This is a genomic window from Mesorhizobium sp. B2-3-10, from assembly GCF_006442275.1.
Classification (GTDB): domain Bacteria; phylum Pseudomonadota; class Alphaproteobacteria; order Rhizobiales; family Rhizobiaceae; genus Mesorhizobium; species Mesorhizobium australicum.
In genome coordinates this window covers 100426-123743 of record NZ_VFVT01000004.1, presented here as the reverse complement: position 1 = coordinate 123743, position 23318 = coordinate 100426, and the positions used below count along the sequence as shown (strand labels likewise).

The window sequence follows — 23318 nt, the reverse complement described above, 5'->3', positions numbered from 1 at the left end:
ACCCCAACTGCTGGAAATTCCGATTGTTCCTTGGCCGCGCTCTTTCCCAAGTCGCAGCCGGTCCCCTGAGCGGCACGCCTGCTCTCACCGCTTCTCGCTTGCGGCTACCGGCGGGCCTGCGCCCAGCTGGTCTAGCATTGCAAGCGTTTCAACTCTATCAGGAACGATCATGAAGCGTGGCGATGCTCCTTCTCGGCACCGGTCGGTCGACGGTGCTTTGACCGGTCACTACGACACGGTGGCAACGCGCGATTACGGCGCGCTTGAAATCTGGCCACCCGGCCTGAAGCTTTGACACGCGCATTGCGCGATTCTTTGGCAGGGACCGATGCCAGCCGCCCGACTAGCTCGGGCCCTTGGCATGCATCACTATGAAACGCACGAGGCGTGACCGCATTCATATTGACAATCGGATTACGGTTGCGGCTCGACATTTCACGCCTGTTCGAGGAAAGTTAAGGCTGGTTCATTCGAAAACCGGGCTGGTGATGAAGGAACAACTGAAGCTGCAACACGTTGTAGCCTCCAAGAGTGCCCATTGTCAGGTAATGGCATCGATAGCGTGACCGGCCCGTTCGGCTGGCGCCAGAGGAGAACGCGATGAAGAAGATCTGGAAGAAACCGACCATGTGTCAGGTCTCCGCCGGTTTAGAGATTTCGCGATACCTGCCCGCAGAAAATCCGCCCAAGAAGTAGGCTGCAAATTGCATGTGCCCTTCAACGGCGGCATGCAATGCCTTGTCCGTAGGAAAATTGGACGCGGGTGCTTTTGAGAACGTCCTGCTAGTTCCATAGGGCTTCGGAGCGATGGTATGCTCGTGAAGATCATCGGATCGGCGGCGGGAGGCGGCTTTCCGCAGTGGAATTGCAATTATCGTTTGAGCCGCGCGGCTCGCAGCGGGATGCCCGGCGTTCGTCCACGAACCCAATCATCCATTGCCGTGTCGGGTGACGGGGCAGGCTGGGTTCTCTTCAATGCGTCGCCCGACATTCGCCAACAGATTGCGCAAACGCCTGAACTGCAGCCGCCAGCCGATGCGCCGCCGCGCTCGACGCCTATCCGCGCCGTGGTGCTGACCAACGCCGACGTGGACCATGTCGCCGGCCTGCTCAGCCTGCGTGAACGACAGCCTTTCGCAATCTATGGAACAGCACAGGTGCTGGAGACGCTGGAGGCGAATTCGATTTTCAACGTTCTCGATCCGTCGATCGTATCTCGGCGCCTGCTGGGGCCAACGGGCGAACTGGCGATCCGCGACGCGTATGGCCGCGAAACTGGCGTTGTGGTCGACAGCTTTCCCGTACCTGGGAAGATCGCGCTCTACCTCGAGCAAAAGGCCGGTCCCAGCGCCGATTTCAGTTCCGACCCGGGTGACACAATCGGAGTCCGCATCACTGCGACCGGCAGGTGCGGCGCCATCTTCTACATTCCGGGCTGCGCGCGCATCGATGCCGCCCTGCGCACTCGTGTTACTGATGCCGCCTGCCTTCTGTTCGACGGCACCGTCTACACGGACGACGAGATGATTATTGCCCGCGTCGGCCAGAAAACCGGCGCGCGCATGGGGCACATCGCAATGTCTGGAGAGGAGGGCTCGATTGCCGGCTTAGCCGATGTGAAAATCGGCCGTCGTATCTTCATCCATATCAACAACACCAATCCTGTTCTCGACGAGAATTCCGCCGAACACGCGGCGGTCAGAGTGGCTGGTTGGGAAGTCGCCAGCGATGGGATGGAGATGGAATTTTGAGCGATTTCCACGAGGCTGCGAAAGATGGCCTGTCCAGGAGCGAGTTCGAAGCCGTGCTGCGGCAGGTCGGTGAAGAACGATATCACAACCGACATCCTTTCCATCACAGTATGACCAGTGGCGCTCTGTCGAAAGCCGAAATGCAGGCCTGGGCGCTCAACCGTTATTGCTACCAGGCCGTCATTCCGCGCAAGGACGCCATGATCCTGGCGCGTGCCGAAGATCCGGCGTTTCGCGCCGCGTGGCGCAAACGCATCGAGGATCATGACGGCGACGACGGCTGGAGCGGCGGCATCGCGCGCTGGCTGCATCTGGCCACCGCACTGGGGCTCGACGCCGAAGCGGTCAGGAGCGAGCGTCTGGCGCTGCCGGCGACCCGTTTCGCGGTGGGCGCCTACCTTTCCTTCTGCACCAACCGTACGCTGCTCGAGGCGGTCGCATCGTCGCTCACGGAGATGTTCTCGCCCCGCATCATCGGCGAACGAGTGCCGGCGATGCTGGCCAGATACGACTACATTACGCAAGACACGCTGGCCTATTTCAGCTGGCGGCCCGAACAGGCATCACGCGACGCGGACTTCGCGCTCGCCTACGTGCTAGAACATGCCGACACGGCCGAACGTCAGCAGCAGGCGATCGATGCGCTGGTGTTCAAATGCCACATATTGTGGGCGATGCTCGACGCACTTCAGCATGCCTATGGCGCGCCTGGAAACATACCGCCCGGCGCCTTCCGCCCGGAGGCGGCCTCATGACGGGACTGCGCGAAAGAGCCATCGTGTCGTTGCGATCGGCGCCGTCACTGCCGAAGCATGTTCGCATCCAGTACGACCCTGTGCGGCGGGCCTTCGCCGTGCTTTCGCCGGAGAAAGTCTTCTGGCCGGACGAGGTCAGCCTCGACATCTTGCGCCGCTGCGACGGGAGATCCACGGTCGGCCACATCATCGCCGACCTTGCGGCCGACTATGACGCCGGTCAGGATGCGGTAGCGGCCGACGTCGTCGCCTTCCTGCAGGAATGGTCGGACAACCTTCTGGTGAAACTATGAGCGAGCCTCTCCTGCCTCCGATCGGCATGTTGGCGGAACTGACGCATCGCTGTCCGCTGCAATGCCCTTACTGCTCCAATCCGCTCGAATTGCTGAAGGCCAATCGGGAGCTCGACACGCGGACCTGGCTCGATCTGTTCTCGCAGGCCGCCGATCTGGGCGTTCTCCAGGTGCACCTGTCCGGCGGCGAGCCGACGCTTCGCCGCGACCTTGAGCAACTGATCGCCGCGCTTTCGTCGCGCGGTATCTACACCAACCTCATCACCGCTGGTGTTGGCATTGCCGAAGGCCGTATTGAAGCCTTTGCCGATGCCGGTCTCGACCACCTGCAACTGAGCTTTCAGGGTGCCCGTCAGCCGACCACCGACCGTGTCGCCAACCACAGCGGCAGCCACGAAAAGAAGCTGAAGACGGCACACCGCGCCCGCGCGGCCGGGCTGCCACTCACCATCAACGCACCGATCCATCGTCACAACATCGAGGAGGTACCCGAATTCATCGATCTGGCTCTTTCCTTGGGCGCCGATCGGCTCGAGATCGCCAACGTGCAGTATGCCGGCTGGGCGCTGGCCAATCGCGATATGCTGATGCCCGAATGTGGCGCGATAGACCGGCAGGCGGACATCGTCGCAGCCGCGCGCGAAAGGCTCGCCGGCATTATGAACATCGATTTTGTCACGCCGGATTATTTCGCCACATATCCCAAGCCATGCATGGGCGGTTGGGCGCGCGACGCGTTAGTGGTTACCCCGGACGGTACTGTATTGCCGTGCCACGCCGCGCAGACGATTCCTTCGCTTCGCTTCGAACGTTTTGGAGCGAAACCGCTGGCCGACATCTGGGCCGCTTCACCCGCATTCAATGCCTTTCGCGGCACCGAATGGATGCAGGAGCCATGCCGAAGCTGCGAGCGGCGTGAGATCGATTGGGGCGGCTGCAGATGTCAGGCGTTGGCGATTGTCGGCGATGCCGCTGCGACAGATCCGGTCTGCATCAAGTCGGAGGCACACGCGCGCATGGCTGCGCTGGTCGATGAAACCCGGCGCAACGTCGCCAATGCCGCAGGGGACGAAGCTTTCATCTATCGCCGGATAGGAATCGTGAATGACATTGCGTGACATAGGTCCGCGGAACGATCTCAGGAACTCGATGTGAACCAACGCCGATCCTTCATAGGGTCACGCAGGGCGACGCCAGGATCACCGTCATCCGGGGGTGGATGGCCATCCGATGGTTCGGCTCGTTCGGGCGAACGCAGCGCTCTCAGATGTTTCCGCGCTTCTAGCCACGCGGACAGCTTGGCCGGATCGAGCCTTCTCTCCTAGGTGCAGGCCCCGCACCTCGCTGCCCCCTGGAGCACGCGTTTCTCGCGCAGAAACGGTGGCCACGCGGCGGGTTTGCTTGATGCGGTTCCGTGGCGAACCCTACTCGTCTATTCGAATGACGCCAGTCCACACAGCCACATAGCGATCGCCTTCGGCCGCAGGATAGGCAGATAACCAGTAGCGCCTTCTCCTCCTCTCTCGGCTAATCGTCGCGGCTTGAGTGCGGCTGCGGGTGAGTCCTGTCTCTTATTGCAGCCCTGCCGATCTCTTCCCCGTCGCGCATTGGCGTTGCAAGCCAGGTCGGAGCTTTATGTCGGTCGCTGAGGTTGGCTCGTGAAGACGCGCCAGTACCTCATCAGGATCCCGGTCAGGTTTAAGGCTGCGTAGTAAGACGCCCGCCTCTTGAACAGCCAATCTCAGCTTAGCGGTGGGCGGGACGCCGCGCCGGACGGCGGCGTTCGCGGTAACGGCGCGCGCTGGTTCAAGCGCTGTTTCGGGCCGTAAGAAAAACTGATCCTGCAAACCGGGCTTTAGAGATGATTAAATTAGCAATATTGCGCATTGCGGTGTAATTTGTGTTGCAGTGCAGCATGCCGCCGTGACTCACACTTCCAGGTTCCCGCACGACGGCGTAGTCGGCAGAGCCATCGAGGCCAGGGGGTGCGTGTCGCGGAGAGGCTCGCCGGCGCCCGGTTACAATGCCTGTCTAGCCAACTGTTTGCGGAGACAACAGAGGCCCATGATCAAAGACAATGCCACGGTGGGCGTCGTGGTGCCGATGTTCAATGCGGAACGAACGATTCGCGCGACCCTGAACAGCATCTGCGGGCAACAATACCAGGCGCTGGACATTGTCGTCGTCGACGACGGGTCGACGGACCTTTCTGCCTCGATTGTGGCCTCCTATGCTGAACAGGATAGCCGTATCCGCCTGATAACGCAGTCGAACGGCGGCGTCGCGAATGCGCGCAATCGTGGAGTTGCTTCCACCGATGCGGAGTTCCTGGCGTTTGTGGACGCCGACGATCTTTGGGCCCCATCCAAAATCGCGCTTCAGATGTGCACCTTACAGCAAGGCGGCTCTTCGGCAGGCCTGGCATATTGCTGGTTCGCCGATATAGACGGCGACGGCCGGGTATTCTCATTGCATAACCGGCCCGATGCCGAGGGTCGCGTGCTCCAACGCATGTGCAGGACGAATTTTGTTGGCAACGGAAGTTCAATGCTGGTCCGACGCGCCGCGTTCGAGCGAGCGGGAGGCTTCGACCCTTCCTTGAGGGCCAGGAACGCACAAGGCTGCGAGGACCTGCTGATGTGCCTCAGAATAGCCGAAAGGTACGAGTTTCGCGTCGTCCCTCAGTACCTCGTGGGTTACCGGATGACGAACGCCAACATGTCGAGCGATGTCATGCAGATGCTTCGTTCTTGTGAAATTGTCCTTGCCGAGTTTCGCCAGAAGTACCCGCAGTTCGGGGACGATCTCGACGATCATCTGATCGACATGCTGCATTGGCTCGCCGTACGAGCCTTGATCTCCGGGCGGCTTTCGGCAGCGTATGGCCTGATGAAGAAACTCTTCCTTATGGAGCCAGGGACGGCGATTTCTCGCCTGCCAAGAATGATGGACATTTATTGCCGTGCCAGACTGGTCCCTCGGTGGGTCAAAATCCGAGTGAAAGGGATGCGAAACAAGAACGCCGAGTTCCAACCCCACTACGCAGAGAGCATCTGGTGAGAATGGTGGTGCGCTTGCGGCGGCTCTTTCGCCTGGCGGCGGCGCCAGCCTGGGCTGGGCCGACCGTGGTGGGGCTTGGACTGGTCGCAGCGGTTCTGGAAGGTACGGGTCTCGTTCTGTTCATTCCCCTGCTGCAGAGCCTGGGAGCCTCGCCGCCTCAGCCCGGCAGATGGCAGCCCGTCTTTGACAGGATCCTGTCGCCCATCCCGCATCATTACCTAACCGCCTTCCTGGTCGGAGCGCTTTGCGTCAGCATCGTCCTCAAAAATGCGGTCCATCTCGCCAACACCTGGGTAACCAGATACGTCGACGGCCTCGTCGCGCACCGATTGCGATCCAGGGTTTTCGATCAGACGATAAGTTCGTGCATCGACTACCGTGTCGAGAACAGACGAACGGACATCATCACGACAATTGCCAACAATACCTGGAAGGTCAGCCAAGGGCTGAGCCTGGCCTACCGGTTGATGATCTGCCTTTGTACATTCGTCGTCTTCGTTTTCTTGATGCTATTGATCTCGATCCGATTGACCTTTTTTTCGATGATTTTCCTGCTTTTCGGAGCAATGGCCATTCGTCTGGCCACCCGGCGCGCTGACGAGACCGGCAAGGCCGTCGTCGAGGAAAACAAGCAGTTCGGCCTCAGGATGTGGGAAAGCATCAATTCATTGCAATTAATCCGTGCCTTCGCACAGGAATCCTACGAGCATGACCGGTTCGTTCATACATCGGACAAGGTAAGGCGTCGTCTGTTGAGGCTCGACATGCTTTGGGCAACCCCCGGGCCTGTCTCGGAGATCTCGATCACGATCCTGATCGGTGCACTTGTTCTCATTGCCGAATCCGCAAGCATAGGAATCGCGGCTCTCGCAGCTTTCCTGTCGCTGCTTTATCGTCTCCAGGGGCCCACACGGGAATTGCTGCAGTCGAAGATTGCGCTGGACGGGCTTGCGGGCGCGATTGACGATGTGGACGAGTTCCTGCGCACAACGCAAACGCCGTTTCTCAGCCAAGGCTATCTGCCGGCGCCTGCACTCAAGACGGCCGTCGAATTTCGCGATGTCTGCTTTCGGTATGCGCCCGATCAGCCTTTGGCGCTGAAGGATGTGTCTTTCAGTATCCCCGCCGGCAAGACCACGGCAATCGTTGGCGAGTCGGGTGCCGGCAAGTCGACCGTCATGGCCCTGCTCTTTCGCTTCATGGACCCGACGTCGGGGGAAGTCCTTGCCGACGGTATCCCGCTCTTAGGTTTCGAGTTGCGCAGTTGGCGCAAGCGGCTGTCGCTGATGTCCCAGGAGGTATACCTGTTCAACGACACCATCGCGGCCAACATCGCTTACGGCGATTTCGACGCCGGTGAGCACGAACTGCGCCAAGCGGCCCGCATTGCGAAGGCTGACGATTTCATCCGCTCGCTTCCGGAGGGCTACGAGACGCAGATCGGCGACCAGGGAATGCGCGTGTCAGGGGGCCAGAGGCAGCGGATCGCGCTGGCCCGGACCATACTTCGCAATCCCGACATTCTCCTTTTGGACGAAGCCACGAATGCGCTCGACGGCGAGACGGAACAGGCGTTCCAGATCGCCCTCGAGCAATACTCGCACGATCGCACCGTGGTTGTCATTGCGCATCGCCTGTCCACCGTCCAGGCCGCTGACCAGATCATCGTGATGTCCAAGGGACGGGTGGTCGAGATTGGTTCGCCGGATCAACTTCTGAAGCGAGCGGGCCATTTTTCAAAACTTCACGAGTTTCAAAACGGTCGTGTTGCCATGGGTGCGAACTAAGGCGATGGGCTACAAGATTGTCGACATCGAACTGTCAAGTCCGCTGGCCCCGATTGAGCTTGCGCCAGAGCACGAGGGCGTTGGTCTCATTGCCCGCTGGCAGGGCCGGCTTGTCGGCTTTGAGATGATCGCGCTCGCCTCCGCCGCGATGCTGTCGGCGGAGCGACTGAAATCCATTGCCGATGAACGTTTCGCCGATCGCATCCTGGTCGCGAAGATGGATCAGGAATTACTGCGCCGAAGACCGGTTGGGCAATTGCCCCTGCCGAGCCTCTCCATCGCGATATGTACGAAAGACCGCGCCGAACGTCTTTCGAGGTTGCTGGGTTCGCTCGAAAGCATCCGACGCACAACCGCTTTTCCGAGCGTCGAAGTCGTCGTGGTGGACAATGCGTCTGTGGATTCAGCCACACGCGAAGCAGTCGAGCGCTTCGAGGACGTTCGTTACGTGTTCGAACCGAGGCCCGGGCTTGATTTTGCACGAAACGCGGCTCTTCACTCGGGCACCGGTGGCCTGATTGCCTATCTTGACGATGACGTGGTCGTCGACCGCAACTGGCTTGACGGGCTTGCCAAAGCCTGCCGGGACAATCCCGGTGCCGGCGGCTTTACGGGTTTGGTGCTGCCGCTTCGCCTGGACACCGAGGCGCAGATCTTTTTCGAACGAAGGGGCGGATTTGGCCGCGGCTTCAGGGGCAATGAATTCCACAACACCCGTTTCGACAATGCGCTGCACCCGGTAGGGTCTGGTATTCTCGGCGCCGGCTGCAACATGGCTTTCGACCGCACGCTGCTCGTATCGCTGGGCGGTTTCGACGAAGCCCTCGATACCGGAGCACCGCTGCCTGGCGGTGGCGATCTCGACATTTTCTATCGCGTGCTGCGTTCGGGCAGGGCCATGATCTATGAACCGCAGTATGCCGTTTACCACGAGCATCGCGAGACGATCGACCAATTGAGACGGCAATATTGGACATGGGGACTTGGTATGATGGCCTTTCTTGTCAAAAGCCGTCGGACCGACGGAGAGCTCAGGGCACGTCACCGTGCCATGGTTTGCTGGTGGTTTTTCGATCGGCTGAAAGCGCTGGCACGGGCCGCGCGCAAGCTTCAAGGTCGTGATTTTCGTTTCGGCATTGCAGAGTTGTGGGGTGGAATCTGCGGCCTGGCAGGCGAATATGATCGCTCACGTATCCGCGTGCAGAGAATCCGGGAGCAAAACCGGTGAATGGCGAGGCCTTCCGTGTCAGGCAAATCGATCTCGGCTCCGCCTGTGCGGACGCCGATGTGGGAGATACCCCTTCGCTATCGATCTTCTGGTGGAAGGACTTGCCGCTGGGAATGCGAGCGTCCTTGCCTGACGAATTGCCCTACAGCGAGGCAAGTCTGCGGCAGTTCGCGGCGGAGTTTTCGGCAGCACAATTGGCCGCCCGCAGCACCTCGCTGGGCGCCCCCTTGCGGGCGACCTATGAAGGATCGCCAAAGTCCGCTCTCTGTTTGACGGCGGCGCTCGAGGCCAAGGACCTTGTCGGCCGCCTTGATGAACTTGCAACTGCGTCTTCCGCGTCGGCCCGGCACATCTCAGTCGTAATTTGCACGCGCGACCGCGGCCCCGCCCTGGCGGAGTGCCTTCAAAGCGTTGCAAGGCAACGCAGCGCCCCGGGCGAAGTCATCGTCGTTGATAACTCCCGCGACGGCAACGCTCGGCTGGTATGTGTCGGCTTTCCTGAGATCCGTTACGTTCATGAGCCGCGGCCCGGATTGAGTGTTGCCCGATCCGCCGGCATCCGGGAAAGCCGTCAAGACATCATCGCGTTCACGGACGACGACGTCGAGGTTCATGCTGGCTGGACTGCCGAAATCGCACGCGCCTTTGAAGAAAGGGACGTCGAGGCCCTGACCGGCCTGGTGCTGCCAGCGCGGCTCGATACGATCGCCCAACGCCGTTTCCAGTTCGACATGGGCGGTTTTGGGTCCACCTTCGTGCCGCTTCTCTTCGACCACCGCTTCTTCGAAGAGACCCGGCCAAGCGGAGCGCATGTTTGGAAAATCGGCGCCGGGGCCAACATGGCCTTCCGGCGATCGGCCTTCGATCGGGTAGGCTCGTTCGACGAGCGCCTCGGCGCCGGTGCTGCCGGATGTTCCGAAGATTCGGAGCTATGGTACCGGCTGCTGGCCGCAGGAGGGACTTGCCTGTATGAACCTCGCGCCGTTGTCTTCCATCATCATCGCCGCGATTGGCCGGGCTTCCGACGGCAAATAAGAGCCTACATGAAGGGCCACGTCGCAGCTCTTGTCACGCAATATGACAATTTTGGCAATCGCGGAAACATCGATCGCATCTGGAAGCAGCTGCCCGCATATTTCTTGAGAACATTCGTCAAGGCGCTTTTCGAAGGCCCCCCCGGCAGGACCAGTATCCTCGCGGCAGAAGTCGAAGGCTGGCTGGCTGGTCTTCAATTCCTCGTCCGTTTCGGCTGGCGAAAACGGCGAACATCAAATTGGTTGAGGAAGAAAATCGATGATCCGCAAGGCGCCGCTCGGACGATTCCTGTCTCGAAATCCCTTTCCAAACGCTCTGACGGACGGCCTTTTCTACCGTGAGAAGATGCGCGCAATTCATCGCGTCGCGCCCGCGGCGATCGACGGGCCCGGCCGGATACTGGAAATTGGAGGCGGGCGCAGCGGGATGGCAAGTATCCTCTATCCGAACGCTGAAGTCGTTAACCTCGATCTCGATCCCGAGTTGGGCAACTACCAGCCAGATTGGGCGAGGTCGACCTTCGTCTGCGGCGATGCCTGTGACCTCCCCTTCGCGAATGACAGTTTCGACGTGGCGACGCTCTTCGACGTGCTTGAACACATCGAGGATGACCGTAGTGCCGCACAAGAGGCCTTGAGGGTCGTGCGCCCAGGCGGGTATGTTCTTGTCTCGACGCCACATGCGGAGTGGCATTACCCTTATTTCCGCTTCATGAAGCCCTATTGCCCGCATGAAAGCGAACTGATGCAGGAATGGGGTCACGTTCGTCGCGGCTATTGGGATCCCGAACTCGCAGCGCTCTTCGACCGTGCGCCGGAACGCCGCGCCACATTTATCAACCCAGTGACGGCACTCTTTCACGACGTCGCATTTTCTCGTCTGGGACGCCGTCGCCGCAAGATACTTTACGCTCTTGCGGCGCCGATCACGGCTGTCGGCTACGTGCTGCACCACCGCTCGACACGCGGCACGGAGACGGCTTTTTCCTGGCGTAAATGAATTTTGGGGCATTTGATGGGCCGCCGCGCTTCCCTCGTCATCGCCCTCTTTCCATGGGGCGACGTCCTGGAGGAATTCCTCGATCCGATAGGATTGCGGCTTAAGGATTTCGTCGAACAGATGACCGGCGGCTGGCTGTTCGGTTACGTCTCCGCCCTGCAACTGGCCGGCCACAGGCCGGTCATTGTGTGCGCTTCCGAGCATGCCTCGCAGATAGAATGCCACTACCATGCCGGCACGGGCGCGCCGATCTGGGTCGTTCCCGGCGCGCGCGCGCGTGAAGGTCACTCCGCAGCGGGTCACAGTCTGCGGCGCTGGTCCGCGACGCCGCTCCCGGCATTCCGGAAGGTGCTCGCCCGATCGCAATGTGATGCAATTCTCGTTCAGGAATATGAATATACGCGGTTCGATGCGCTTGCCTGGCTGGCAGTCCGTAACCGCATTCCGCTCTATGCAACGTTCCAGGGCGGCGACCGGACGCTCTCCTGGATAGAGGCGATCGCCAGGCAGGCTTCTCTCCGTGCCTGCAGCGGCCTGATCGTCGCATCGGCAGCGGAGCGTGAACGCCTCGCCAAAGCTTACCCGCACATGGCGCTCAACATCGCAAATATCCCCAACCCCATCGATTGCGGAGAGTGGATAGCAATCGAGCGTCGGCAGGCGCGGCAAGATCTCGGTTTGGCGAGCGGGAATTTCATCGTTGTCAACCACGGACGCATCGACGTTCGCCGGAAGGGGCTCGATGTGCTCCTGAACGCATGGTCCCTCTTTTCGGGCGATGCTTCGTCAGAACTGGTTATCATAGGCTCGGGGCAGGACCGAGACGTTTTTGCCAGGCTGTTGAGCGAGGCCGCTCTACCCAATGCGAGATGGCTTTGCGACTACACCACGGACCGGGCTTTGATACGGCGTTGGCTTTCGGCGGCGGATGCCTATGTCATAGCGTCCCGCACCGAAGGTATGCCCGTTGCGCCGTTGGAGGCGATGGCCTGCGGCCTTCCGATCGTTGCCACCGACGCACAGGGCCTACCCGACATCTTGGCAAACGGCGAGGCATCCGGCGGCCTCATTGTTCCAAGGGACGAGCCGGCGGCCATTGCACAGGCGCTGAAGAAACTTAACGACGATCCGATTATGCGAGAGCGCCTCGGACAGGCGGCGCGAAAGCGGATAGAGGGAAACTTTTCGCTCGGCGCGGTTGCTGGCGCACTTGATCGCTTGCTGACCGCGCGGTAGCCCACATCCGCTATATTTTTTCCAATCGGCTGCGATACCAAGCCAGTGCTGTCTCGACGATCCTGTCGATGCCCGATTGTTCGGGCACCCAACCGAGTTCCCGCTCGGCCTTGCCGGCCGCGGCAACAAGCGCTGGCGGGTCGCCTGGCCTGCGCGGCCCGTAAGCCACCGGAAGCGGTATCCCCGAAGTCCGTCTGACGGCGTCGACCAGTTCGGCCACCGTTGTACCGGCTCCGGTTCCGAGGTTGTAGACGTGGACGCCCTTGTCCCGGAGAAGCTTCTCCCCTGCCAGGACGTGGGCGCGCGCGAGATCGACAACGTGGACGTAGTCCCGCACGGCGGTTCCGTCGCGGGTATCGAAATCGGCTCCGTTGATGACGAAGGTGCGGCCTGGCCTCACTGCCGCCTCTATGGCCAGCGGGATGACATGTGTTTCCGGTTCATGCTTTTCGCCGATTTCGCCGTCGGGGTCGCATCCGGCCGCATTGAAATACCGAAGCACGACCGCATTGAGGCCACGAGCAAGCGAGATATCCTCGACCATTCTCTCTATGATGAATTTGGACCAGCCGTAGGGATTGATGGGCGACTGCCGATGCGTTTCGTCTATCGGAGACCGCGTCGGAATCCCGTAAGTTGCGCAGGTGCTCGAAAAGATCAGCTTGTCCAGGCCGGCCTTCAGCATTTCCTCGAGCAGGACCAACGTGCCGAAACTGTTGTTTCGGTAGTAAAGCTCCGGCCGCTCGACTGACTCGCCAACGTAAGCGTAGGCAGCGAAATGCGCCACAGCGTCCGGCCGATACTGGTGCAGGGCGACCCCCACAGCCGCGGCGTCGGAAATATCCGCCTCGATCAACGGTCCCCATTTCACCGCGTCGCGCCAGCCGCGCGAAAGGTTGTCAAAGGCAACAACCGACCATCCAGATTCCGCAAATGCCTTGCAGCAGTGCGACCCGATATAGCCGGCCCCGCCAGTGACCAGGACCGTCTTCATTCGGCTGCGGCGGGCCGAATGTGCCCAGATGAAACCACGTCCTCGAAATACGCAATGGTCTTGGCAAGGCCAGCACGCAATGCAGTTCTTGGCTTCCATTTGAGTTCGCGGGAAGCATATCGGATATCGGGCTGCCGCTGCTTTGGATCGTCGACGGGTAGAGGCGAAAATCTGATCTTCGATCGGCTTCCGGTAAGTTCGATCACCAGATTTGCGAGCTCGAGCATCGTGAATTCCGCCGGGTTGCCGAGATTGACAGGACCGGTGATGTCGTCGGCAGTCTGCATAAGACGTACCAGACCGTCGATGAGGTCCTCGACGTAGCAGAATGAACGCGTCTGCTGGCCAGTGCCGTAGACCGTTATCGGCTTGTTTTGCAGCGCCTGCACGATGAAATTGGAAACGACACGACCGTCGTCGGGACGCATCCTTGGACCGTAGGTATTGAAAATACGGGCTACCTTGATCTTCAGCTTGTGCTGTCGCCAATAGTCGAAAAACAGAGTCTCGGCACATCGCTTGCCTTCGTCATAGCAGGAACGAGGGCCAATCGGGTTCACTCTGCCCCAATAGTCTTCCAATTGCGGATGAACTTCAGGGTCGCCGTAGACTTCGGAGGTGGACGCCTGCAGAATCTGTGCGCGAACCCGCTTGGCCAGTCCGAGCATATTGATCGCGCCATGAACGCTGGTCTTCGTCGTCTGGACGGGGTCGGACTGATAGTGGACGGGGCTCGCCGGACAGGCGAGATTGTATATTTCGTCAACTTCTACGTAGAGTGGAAACGTCACGTCATGACGAATAATCTCGAACGATCGGTCATCGAGGAGATGAGAGACGTTTCTGCGGCTTCCTGTGAAGAAGTTATCTGCGCAAACTACCTGATGGCCCTCAGCAAGGAGCCGCTCGCACAAAAATGAGCCCAGGAAACCTGCGCCGCCTGTCACCAGGATTTGTTTCGCCTGCTGCATTTTCAGGGTCTCCGGCTAATCTTAGACAGGACTAATATATTAAACTGACGCAGGGCCATATGCCACCGGCCTGCTTTCAATTTACGTTACGGGCAAGACATTGTTCTCGATGGACCAGGGGCTGCGATTATCGCTCAAAGGCGGCTGGAGCGTCCTATTTGCACGCCAGGGTAGCCCTTCTGCAATCAAAAGCTGGACATCGGGCTTTCCCCTTGGTGGGGCGCCTGCTATTTCGAACGCGTTCACAGAAAGTGCCACGCGTTCGGACAGCTGATTAGCGGATCAAGGTGATGAAGAGCGACACCCTCTCCTACCCCCCACGTGGCCTGTCGCGGGATGAAGCTGCCCGCTACGTCGGCGTAGGCGTAACAAAGTTCGACCAGATGGTCTTGGACGGGCGGATGCCAAAGCCAAAGAAAATCGACACTCGTGTGATCTGGGATCGCCTTAAACTGGAGGCTGCGTTCGCGGATCTGCCCGGCGACGATGACGACAATATCGTCGACTTTCTCTTGAAAGGGAATCATCGAGGGTAATAGCCTGGTTCTGCCATGGAACAGCGTCTTAAAGACGAATACCCAGGTGTGTCCTCCTATAAGGATCGTCATGGGAAGACGCGCTGGCGCTACCGCGCCAATGGGCGCCTGGTGCCGCTGCCTGCCCCGAACGAGAGAGGTTTCAAGGAAGCCTATCGGGCTGCTGTCGAGGGTCGCAAGATACGAAAAGCGCCGGTTGTCACAACGCCGGGTGCTTGCCTTGCCAGGGACGTTCGGAGCAGCCGAAAGGAGATTGAAGGCATCGGTGAAGTGGCTCGCTCATGATGACAGCACGAGATTCAAGAACAGCCGCCTGATCGAGGAATTTCTGGCGTTGCGGGTGGTCCCGGACCATCCGCTGACATGGCGCGACGTGCCCGTTAAGAACTTGCGGCGCGGCCACGTGAAGAGCTTCTAGGGCACTTCATCGCGACACCACGCAAGGCCAAGCTCCTGCTGGTCGCGATACGTAAGCGCGTCTATGTCGCGATGAGACTGGACTGGATTGAAATCGATCCTACCGCGGCAGTCGAGTGGCGTCCTGCCTACACGGGCTGGAAGGCTTGGCCTAATGAAGCAATGCAGAAGTATGAGCAGCGCTGGCCGCTGGGTACGGCTGCGCGCACCTGTCACGGGCTGGCGCTCTGGCTAGGCAATAGCGCTGGTTCTGTAGCGAGGCCGAGGCGAAGGCCGCCGGATGGTGACGAGCAAGGCGATGACGAAGGAGGGCAAAAAAACCTAGCGTCTGGGATAGGCAGCGGTTCGCAACACCACAGCCCTGTTGAATGGCTGGATCGATGAGCTGCGAATCACTGCGGCGCGCTAGCGCCGCGCCGGGGGTCGCCGTAACAGCATGAAATCATAGTTGATCCTTGCGCGGCTCGATTCGGCCGCGTTAACGATGTTTGTTCGGGTTTGTTTAAATCGCAGCGCAGATTGTCATCGCATGTGGAAGATCAACCCGATTTGCGCCGCTCTTCTGCTGACGCCTCTCGCTTTCGCTGTCGCGTTGTTCGTGCTCGCCACGATCTCAGACCGGACGCATCCCCCTCAGCCTGATCCCAGGTTCACGTCGTCTATTCGATAGGGGAGGATGCACGCTGTCGCGCGTCTCGTGGCCATACTGTGATTCTAAGATGACTGCGGTATGCGGATGTTCAGCCGTGGCCATTGCCAATTTTAGCGGACCGCGCACTAGTCGCCAGCATGGTGGCTGGACACGTTGAAATGGTCCTGTTTGAGCAATCGATCGCCGATAGCGATGGCTTACAGCGACCGTTTTCCGACAGGGTGGCCGATGCTGCGGATAAAACGGCGGGATCTGTCTTGTTCGACGTCCGCATCGATGGGGACGCCAACATTCAGCGGATGGCCGCAATAGGGTACGGTGAAGCGGATGCGGCGATAGTCGTGCTCGAGAAGGGTGGCCGCCTCAGATGCGCGTCAGTAAATGGTGACGCTTCTCATTTCGTCGCCGAACTGGCTGCTTGGGAATCGTATCCGTTGAGCGAGCATGTGCGCGCTGAGTACCGCGGAACCGCAATGACCCTGCTGGCGAAGCTGCGCAGTTCCGGACACTTCAAATAATCAGGGATTCACCGAGTTGCCGCCCACGAGGCTGCGTAGCCCCGACACCTATATCCCAGACCTTCACATCAACAACATCAACGTCACGACGCGAGAAGGTGAAACGCCGAATTCTTGCCCGGCTCAGGATCGCAAGCCATCCCAGAGCGTTACAAGTGGAACGTCGTGACGGCGCGCCTGTGGAACAGGGGAGACGATAATAGCAGACAACAAATTCGAAGCGCGGCGCCGCAGACCGTCGGCAGGTCTCCGGCGGTGAAGGCTGCGAGGGCGATTATTTCGCGCGCAAGTATCAGGAGAGCAGGCCGAAGACCTGATTACGCGGTCGGCAACGATCGCGACATGCTCAACGACGGCGCGGAGAAACGAAGATATAGCTGGGTGTTGGAAATGATGCATTGCACAGTTCGGTCTGAACAGGGTCAACTCAAGTGAGCAAGTCAGCTTTGCGTCGGCCCTCAGTCAAAGGATCTTCATCTCCCCTTGCGGAGCCGGCGTCCGACGGCGCAGCCAAACTCGCGCCGCCCGCATTCCGGCCGGTCCAGCTCGCAAAACTGGTGGACACGGTTCCTCCCGGCGACCGCTGGATCCACGAAATGAAATATGATGGCTACCGTATTCTTGTCGCTGTGGGCGGCGGCGAGGCGCGCGCCTATACGCGCTCCGGTCTGGACTGGTCGGACCGCTTTCCCTCGATCCTCTCCGAGGCACGCACACTTAACGTTCGCTCCGCCCTCATCGACGGAGAGGCCGTCGTCATCGACACCGAGGGACGATCCAGTTTTCAGGCGCTGCAGAACGCGTTGAAGGCTGCTCCCGCGAGCATCGATTTTTATGCCTTCGACCTGCTCCAACTCGACGGGGAAGACCTGACGAGGCTGCCGCTGCTGGAGCGTAAGGAGAAACTGGAGACAATCCTCCCGACGAAGAGCCCCATCCTTCGCTACTCCGATCATATCCAGGGCCGGGGGGAAGAATTGCTGAACCGCTTCTGCGGCGCCGGCCTCGAGGGGGTTATCTCGAAGCTGGCGGATTCGGACTATGTTGGCGCCCGCGATGGAAGCTGGCTGAAGATCAAGTGCATCAAACGTCAGGAATTCGTGCTCGTCGGCTGGACCCCGTCAGACAAGGATCGCGCGTTTCGATCGCTGATCCTTGGGGTCCATGATGGCGGAAAGCTGCGCTATGCCGGCAAGGTCGGGACCGGTTTCGATACTTCCGAGATGGTCCGGCTGATGAAGACCATGGCGCCACTCGAGCAGAAGGCCGCCACGGTCGAAGCGCCGCGCGCGGAGGTTCGCGGCGCGCACTGGCTGCGTCCCATGCTTGTCGCCGAGATCGCCTTCACCGAGATGACCAACGAAGGAACACTGCGTCATCCAAGCTATCTCGGCCTGCGCGAGGACAAGAAACCGGAAGCGGTCGTGCTCGAGACGGAACACCGCACAGCGACACTGCCGCCGCCGGCAATCGCGATTAGCAATCGCGACCGCGTGATCTACCCTGAATCCAACATCACCAAGGGTCAGCTTGCCGATCATTACCGCGACGTCGCCGCGATCATGCTTCCCTGGGCCGGCAGCAGGCCGATTAGCCTTGTCCGCTGCCCGCAGGGCCGTGCAAAGAAATGTTTTTTTCAAAAGCACGACGCGGGGAGCTTCGGCGACAAGGTCCATCACGTCGGGATCACCGAAAAGGATGGTCACGAGGAGCCCTATCTTTATGTCGACGACGCCGAGGGGCTTGTGACCTGTGTCCAGATGGGAACGATAGAGTTCCATGGATGGGGAGCGCGCATCGAAGACGTCGAGAAGGCCGACCGCCTTGTCTTTGACCTGGACCCTGACGAGGGATTGGATTTCGAGGCGGTTCGCGCTGCCGCATTCCAGTTCCGGGATATACTGAAATCTCTTGGGTTGACCACCTTCCCGATGCTGACGGGCGGCAAGGGCGTGCATGTAATCGCGCCGCTCACGCCGCGAGCTGAATGGCCTGAGGTAAAAGCCTTCGCCTTAGTGCTTGCACAGGCGGTCGCGCAGAGCGACCCTGCCCACTTCACGGCCGTGTTGTCGAAGGCCAAACGGAAGGGACGGATCTTCGTCGACTATCTGCGCAACCAGCGCGGCGCAACGGCGATCATGCCTTATAGCGCCCGGTCGCGGCCAGGCGCCCCGGTCGCGGCACCAGTCACCTGGGCGGAGATGAAGACAATCGATGCGCCCTCCCGTTTCCATGTCGGCGATGTACCCGAGTTGAAGAAGCGCGCCGCATCGAAGGCCCTCGCGGGATGGGGCCGAGCCGATCAGTTCCTGCCGGATCTATGAAGCCCTGAAGATCGCCACCTATAACGTCAACGTTCGCCTGTTGGTGCTGCTGCAGTGGGGGTGCTGGCCGGCAAGAACAGGACTGGATGTCGGAGGCTGCGGAGACGCTGTTCCGGCGCTCAGTGGAATTGCGATGGGATAAAGCCAGGGGCGGCTTCTTCTCCACGCTAGACTGGGCCGACAAGCCGGCATTCCGTTTCAAGCACTGGTGGCCGATCGCCGAGGCCGCGGGCGCGGCCTCCTTCCTGGTCGAGCACCGCCCGAGCGCCTTCCATGAAGAATGATACCGGCGCATCTGGAACACCATCGCCGAGGCCTGTATAGACCGCGAAAATGGCGGATGGTTCGAGGAGCTGGATGAGGGATTGCAGCCGGCGCATCCGCTGTTTGTCCGCGAGACCGACTTGTACCACGCACTGCAGGCTTGCCTGATACCGATCTATCCGGCGCAAGGGAGCCTAACAAACGTAATCAGCAAACGGTACGACGCTCTCTCAACCAGGATTTCTTAGCGGTCCCGCAACTCACCGAGCCGGCTGTTGCCCGAATCAGGAACTTGCAGACCTGTACTCTCTCGTGATGTCGCGTTTCCTCTAGAATAGTATGTTTATATTTTTGTAACAACTTTTACGTTGCTTGACGCGGCCGTAAGAGGCTATTTAGACAACGAAGGCTTGGCCTTGACTATTCATGCCATATGGGTGGTAGATCATTGTTCATGAAATCCAGCATCGACCACCTTCCTCCCCCGAAGCAGCGTGAGCTCAAAAAGGCAGTCGAGCTACTGCTTGGGGAGTTCGATGACGCTGTGAGAGGAGGAACCGCCGATTTCAAGAAGCGCGGGCGCATTTTGAAGATCATACTCTTTGGATCCTATGCCCGCGGCGGTTGGGTCGACGAGCCGCATACCAAGAAGGGCTACCGTTCCGATTTCGATCTGCTGGTGGTGGTCAACAATCGAAAGCTGACGGACTTCGCCACCTATTGGCAGCCTGCAGCCGACCGTTTGATGCGTGAGATCAATACGCCCGTCAGCTTCATCGTCCACTCGCGCCGGGAGGTGAACACGGCACTAAGAGAGGGGCGATATTTTTTCGTAGATATTCGTCGTGACGGGATCGTCCTGTATGAGCTCGACGAAGAGCCCCTCACGAACCCCGTCGCTTCGGGACCCGCGGAGGCCTTCCGACTGGCAGAGGACTACTACACGGAACGACTCCCGCAAGCTAGGACGTTCGCCGAGGGGGCGGAATTCTTCGCCGCCAGAGGAAGGCTTAAGGAGAGCGCGTTTCTCCTTCATCAATCGATCGAGCAAGCGTACGCGGCATTGTTGCTAGTGCTGACGAACTACAGCCCTGCCTCTCACAACTTGAAATTTCTTCGGAGCCTCGCCGAGGATCAGGTCCAGGAACTTGCCGAAGCATGGCCTCGTGACCAACAGCGCTTCGTCGCGTGGTTCAACGTTCTGAATGAGGCTTATGTGAAAGCGCGGTACTCGCGACATTTCGAGATCACGAATGAGGCACTCCAATGGCTCGCAGAGCGCGTCTCGGATCTTATCGATCGGATTGAATCTATATGCCGATCCCGACTTGAAAATTTGAAAAAAGAGGCGAGCAGTGCAATTCAGCGAGCTGGTTGAGGGCACGGCAGTCTCAATTCCAGTGTGATGTCCGGAATTATCTGTCGTCGTCCGGAATTAAGTGGGGCCGCTGACGTCGTGTGCGAAGTCTTTTCGGCGCTCGTGTAGAAGCTTGAGCGCGTCGCTGCCGCACGACGTGACACGGAGCGTGGTCTCGATCCGGGAAAGACGAATGCTGCCAACGCCGTTGGTAACGGCAGCGCAGTTCTGGAGTAGGTGGCAAAGCGCGCGAAGGGAGGTGTTTTCACCGTAGGTGGCGATTGCCTCGTAGCCGTCGGCCCCCTCAACGTTGTATTCGACGCCGATCCTTATGCAGTCCTCCCGCGTCGGCTGCCCGATCTCGAAACGCATGCCGATACGGCTTTCTATCTGATCCATTGCGTGGATATCGCGCCTCGTGCCCGCTAATCGATGAGTGTTGCCGGCGAGCAGTAAAGGGAAGCCGCAGCGCTCCTGAAGATGCAGCAGCTCCCGCAAAACAGTGGGTGTGAAGTTCTGATATTCGTCCACGAGCAACGGACGCGTCGGGCCGTATCGGGAGCCCAAAAAGTTCATGCAATCCTTCGCAAGATCGTATGTGTGCTTGCTGTCCTTTTGGACGCCGTAGGCGTCGTGCAGCATCAGGAACATCGGCCTGATAGCCTTGGTATGCTGCGCAACCTCACAATAGGCAGCTCCGCTTTCGGCGGCCATCGAGTTGAGCGCTACAGTCTTTCCGAGTCCCGCTTTGCCGACCGCAAGCACCGGATATCGCATCTTGACTGCCGTATCGAATGCGGCCCGCACGGTGAGCACAGCCCGGGTTTCAACGAATATCGTCATCCGACGATCCTCTTCACCAAATCCATCTGAGCGGCTATGCGCTCGTCCTGTTCGCGTCGGCGCTCTTCGGAGAGCAAGGGCTTCTTCGGCATCACGATCCGCGCCAGCCGCCGAGACGGGTCGAATGATAATTTGCCCGCCGGCTCGTTGGGGGTTACTTCAGGTTGATCCTGACCAAGCGCTATCAGCCGAGCTGCAACGTCGATTTTCGGGACCGAGCGAGCCATCTCCACGATCGCGCTGCGATGCGCCCTCGCCCGTGCTGCCGTGCATTGGGCGCCCCGATGATCAAGCGGATGAAGTGCAACATCGGGGGTGGCGATCCCGAGCCTGTTGCCCTTCATGTCCAGCACAAGCAGCTCGGCCGGCGCATGATAGACCGGCTCGCAGACCAGAACCTTATCATGCGTATACCGCCACAGCTCTTCGCAGGACCACCGACGCCCACGGATCTGAAACGCGCCTTGAATCACAGTGCGCTCGACATGGCGCGCTACGGATGCGCGGACCTCATCGCGGCTCATAGTGATCGCTGACCAGCCTGCAGCAACGTGCTGTTGAAAAATGGCGTTGGGCGAAAGTCCCTTGAGGCCGCTCTGCTTTCCCGTGGGCACGCTGTGATAGGCCTTTAGGAGACCGAAGAACGCCGGAACGAAGTCTTCGAAGGTGCCATAGGGCGCAACCGTCCGGCCGATCGCCTCCTGGCGCTTGTTCATACGGTTGCCGGCAATCCAGCCCGGTACTGAGCTCAGATAGCGAGACTCGAAGTCCCCGAACCAGCGTTCGATTGGCTTCGCCGCGGCGTTGTAAGGCAAGCATTGACAACCCTCACCGTGCGAGCCGGCCCATGAAATCCGGGCACGGTCAGTGTCGCGGCGGCGTCCAGGTATACGTCGCGAACCCATATTCCTTGCCGTTATCGATGTAGAGGGCTTCAGGCAGGCCGAAGGCAGGATGCTCCACCATGGCCGCGAAGACTTCGATCACATCACGATTGTTGACGCCGCCGCGCTTGTTAAATGCGATCAGATCACACCAGACGCGCCCGGTCGCCCAATCGAGAAACGCAATCAACTTCGCTGTACAAATCGAGCCCTCAGCCCGCGTCAGGTGGATGTCGATCGGGTGCACGTCTCCGACGACCAATTCCATCGGGCGCATGCCTTCGATGGAGCGCCGGCCGCGGGCGGCTGTCCTCGTAGGCTTTGCGGTTCGTTCGGAACTGGTGGACTTCCGGTAATGCAGCTCTTGCGAAACGAGCGTCCACGGGATCGAACAAGCTTGCTCGAAACTCGCAAAATCGCTGGTGCGGAACCCCCATGACCGGGTGGTCTCTACCAGGAAGTTACGGGCTAATAGCTTGACGTGTCCCCAAGCTGCGCCGGCTGCCAAAAGCCCTCGGATTTCCTGTTTTAGGTCCTCTGCAATTTTGGCCTTTGTGCTAGGGTCGAAGGGTACCAAAGCATCCCACTGCCGACTGATGACTACGCGTTTCTTGCCTTTATCGGCTCGGCCATGCCGGCCTCGGCATGCAATCGGCTTCGGACCTTTTCGAACCGTCGTTTCAATGGGCTTCAACCGGAGTTGCAACTCGGGTGGGAGTGAAGCCAAATTGACGAGATAATGCTTGCCCGCGTTGCCACCCTTACCCTGAACAACGCGCACCTCCAGGGCGTGCCCTCGCCAGTCGCCACGCTGACAGGCCTTCCAAACTGCCTGCCGCGAGATTCCTGCCGACTTGGCGAGCAGGTTGAGTGGGACGAACTCTTTCTTCGACATCGTGCGCTAGTCCCTAGCGGCGGAACGGAAACCACCGGGTAGCAACTGGAGTTATCTCTGTCGTGACAGCCAAACCTTGGATCTCCACGCAGCCTCAGGAGGCCGTATGTCAGCCATTGGCCGCAGTTCGTTTCGCGAGGGTATGGAAGAGTGACCGGTGGGGAGAGCTGGGCCTGGCCGATAGGGGTGCGGCGTTGGTTTACCAATCCTGGGGTCTTGGGTTGACCAATCCGCTGCCAACCGTAAGCGGGTTTACCAACAACGGCGGCCAGGTTCGATGCAAATCCAACCACTTGATGCCAGTCCAGAATTAAATGTCATTGAGGCCATTGGTAAACCTGATCTTAGGATCAGAAACTCCTACCTCGGCCTGAAAATGCTCTTGTTTTCAATCACATAGGCCACACACACGCAAGCCATAATTCCGGACTGGTAAACCCCACGAAATGCCAAATAATTCCGGACATCACACCATGTCACATATTTGTGCGATTCTCGAGCACAAATGAGGAACATAGC

Annotated in this window: 22 protein-coding genes and 1 pseudogene; 18 read left to right on the top strand and 5 right to left on the bottom strand. The window is 59.6% G+C overall.

Going from position 1 to position 23318, the window contains the following annotated elements; translation table 11 throughout:
- The first annotated feature begins 169 nt into the window (after nt 1-169).
- From FJ943_RS30150 to FJ943_RS13250, 12 genes are all read left to right on the top strand, one after another.
- Entirely contained in the window at nt 170-295 is a 126-nt protein-coding gene (locus FJ943_RS30150) for a hypothetical protein (RefSeq protein ID WP_263492627.1), read from the top strand.
- Between the two features lie 305 nt (nt 296-600).
- Complete coding sequence (locus FJ943_RS13300; protein WP_140717012.1) at nt 601-696, top strand: pyrroloquinoline quinone precursor peptide PqqA; 96 nt, start codon at nt 601-603, stop codon at nt 694-696.
- Nucleotides 697-812: 116 nt separating this feature from the next.
- On the top strand, nt 813-1751 hold the full coding sequence (pqqB, locus tag FJ943_RS13295) for a pyrroloquinoline quinone biosynthesis protein PqqB (RefSeq protein WP_140722077.1): 939 nt from the start codon (nt 813-815) through the stop codon (nt 1749-1751).
- On the top strand, nt 1748-2506 hold the full coding sequence (pqqC, locus tag FJ943_RS13290; RefSeq protein ID WP_140717016.1) for a pyrroloquinoline-quinone synthase PqqC: 759 nt from the start codon (nt 1748-1750) through the stop codon (nt 2504-2506). The genes pqqB and pqqC overlap by 4 nt, the downstream gene beginning before the upstream one ends.
- Nucleotides 2503-2799 carry a pyrroloquinoline quinone biosynthesis peptide chaperone PqqD gene (gene pqqD, locus FJ943_RS13285; RefSeq protein WP_140717018.1) on the top strand — a complete coding sequence of 99 codons (297 nt, stop codon included), beginning with the start codon at nt 2503-2505 and terminating at the stop codon, nt 2797-2799. The genes pqqC and pqqD overlap by 4 nt, the downstream gene beginning before the upstream one ends.
- Complete coding sequence (gene pqqE, locus FJ943_RS13280; protein ID WP_140717020.1) at nt 2796-3917, top strand: pyrroloquinoline quinone biosynthesis protein PqqE; 1122 nt, start codon at nt 2796-2798, stop codon at nt 3915-3917. The genes pqqD and pqqE overlap by 4 nt, the downstream gene beginning before the upstream one ends.
- A gap of 946 nt (nt 3918-4863) precedes the next feature.
- Entirely contained in the window at nt 4864-5859 is a 996-nt protein-coding gene (locus tag FJ943_RS13275) for a glycosyltransferase family A protein (RefSeq protein ID WP_140620300.1), read from the top strand.
- A gap of 2 nt (nt 5860-5861) precedes the next feature.
- Nucleotides 5862-7646 carry an ABC transporter ATP-binding protein gene (locus tag FJ943_RS13270; RefSeq protein WP_224720458.1) on the top strand — a complete coding sequence of 595 codons (1785 nt, stop codon included), beginning with the start codon at nt 5862-5864 and terminating at the stop codon, nt 7644-7646.
- Nucleotides 7647-7650: 4 nt separating this feature from the next.
- Nucleotides 7651-8874, top strand: coding sequence for a glycosyltransferase (locus FJ943_RS13265; protein ID WP_140722071.1), 1224 nt, complete (start codon nt 7651-7653; stop codon nt 8872-8874).
- On the top strand, nt 8871-10250 hold the full coding sequence (locus tag FJ943_RS13260) for a glycosyltransferase (protein WP_140663752.1): 1380 nt from the start codon (nt 8871-8873) through the stop codon (nt 10248-10250). Before FJ943_RS13265 ends, FJ943_RS13260 begins: the two co-directional genes overlap by 4 nt.
- The gene (locus tag FJ943_RS13255; protein ID WP_140722068.1) at nt 10168-10908 is read left to right on the top strand and encodes a class I SAM-dependent methyltransferase; all 741 of its coding nucleotides are present in this window, start codon (nt 10168-10170) and stop codon (nt 10906-10908) included. Before FJ943_RS13260 ends, FJ943_RS13255 begins: the two co-directional genes overlap by 83 nt.
- Before the next feature lie 15 nt (nt 10909-10923).
- Nucleotides 10924-12144, top strand: coding sequence for a glycosyltransferase family 4 protein (locus FJ943_RS13250; protein WP_140663756.1), 1221 nt, complete (start codon nt 10924-10926; stop codon nt 12142-12144).
- A gap of 10 nt (nt 12145-12154) precedes the next feature.
- On the opposite strand, the gene galE is transcribed toward FJ943_RS13250, so the two are convergent.
- Both galE and FJ943_RS13240 read right to left on the bottom strand, forming a co-directional pair.
- Complete coding sequence (galE, locus tag FJ943_RS13245; protein ID WP_140663758.1) at nt 12155-13138, bottom strand: UDP-glucose 4-epimerase GalE; 984 nt, start codon at nt 13136-13138, stop codon at nt 12155-12157.
- Nucleotides 13135-14109, bottom strand: coding sequence for a UDP-glucuronic acid decarboxylase family protein (locus FJ943_RS13240; RefSeq protein ID WP_140722066.1), 975 nt, complete (start codon nt 14107-14109; stop codon nt 13135-13137). Before FJ943_RS13240 ends, galE begins: the two co-directional genes overlap by 4 nt.
- A 290-nt stretch (nt 14110-14399) precedes the next feature.
- On the opposite strand from FJ943_RS13240, the gene FJ943_RS13235 reads away from it, so the two are divergent.
- The 6 genes and pseudogenes from FJ943_RS13235 to FJ943_RS13205 all read left to right on the top strand — a co-directional run bounded on the left by FJ943_RS13235 (nt 14400) and on the right by FJ943_RS13205 (nt 20198).
- Nucleotides 14400-14645 carry a hypothetical protein gene (locus FJ943_RS13235; RefSeq protein WP_140663761.1) on the top strand — a complete coding sequence of 82 codons (246 nt, stop codon included), beginning with the start codon at nt 14400-14402 and terminating at the stop codon, nt 14643-14645.
- Nucleotides 14646-14898: 253 nt separating this feature from the next.
- Nucleotides 14899-15063 carry a hypothetical protein gene (locus FJ943_RS29945; protein WP_224720459.1) on the top strand — a complete coding sequence of 55 codons (165 nt, stop codon included), beginning with the start codon at nt 14899-14901 and terminating at the stop codon, nt 15061-15063.
- Between the two features lie 809 nt (nt 15064-15872).
- Nucleotides 15873-16232 (top strand): hypothetical protein, encoded by a 360-nt coding sequence (locus FJ943_RS13225; protein ID WP_224720460.1) that lies wholly within the window; start codon nt 15873-15875, stop codon nt 16230-16232.
- A gap of 431 nt (nt 16233-16663) precedes the next feature.
- Complete coding sequence (ligD, locus tag FJ943_RS13215) at nt 16664-18556, top strand: DNA ligase D (RefSeq protein WP_246671868.1); 1893 nt, start codon at nt 16664-16666, stop codon at nt 18554-18556.
- Nucleotides 18557-18621: 65 nt separating this feature from the next.
- A pseudogene (locus FJ943_RS13210) lies at nt 18622-19068 on the top strand (AGE family epimerase/isomerase); the annotation flags it as partial.
- Between the two features lie 206 nt (nt 19069-19274).
- Complete coding sequence (locus FJ943_RS13205; RefSeq protein WP_140663767.1) at nt 19275-20198, top strand: nucleotidyltransferase and HEPN domain-containing protein; 924 nt, start codon at nt 19275-19277, stop codon at nt 20196-20198.
- Nucleotides 20199-20255: 57 nt separating this feature from the next.
- On the opposite strand, the gene FJ943_RS13200 is transcribed toward FJ943_RS13205, so the two are convergent.
- The 3 genes from FJ943_RS13200 to FJ943_RS13190 are packed head-to-tail and all read right to left on the bottom strand — an operon-like array spanning nt 20256 to nt 22799.
- Nucleotides 20256-21020: an AAA family ATPase gene (locus FJ943_RS13200; protein WP_140663769.1), complete on the bottom strand. Its 765-nt coding sequence runs from the start codon at nt 21018-21020 to the stop codon at nt 20256-20258.
- On the bottom strand, nt 21017-21835 hold the full coding sequence (locus tag FJ943_RS13195) for a hypothetical protein (RefSeq protein ID WP_140663771.1): 819 nt from the start codon (nt 21833-21835) through the stop codon (nt 21017-21019). The genes FJ943_RS13200 and FJ943_RS13195 overlap by 4 nt, the downstream gene beginning before the upstream one ends.
- A 49-nt stretch (nt 21836-21884) precedes the next feature.
- The gene (locus FJ943_RS13190; protein WP_140663773.1) at nt 21885-22799 is read right to left on the bottom strand and encodes a hypothetical protein; all 915 of its coding nucleotides are present in this window, start codon (nt 22797-22799) and stop codon (nt 21885-21887) included.
- Nucleotides 22800-23318 lie beyond the last annotated feature (519 nt).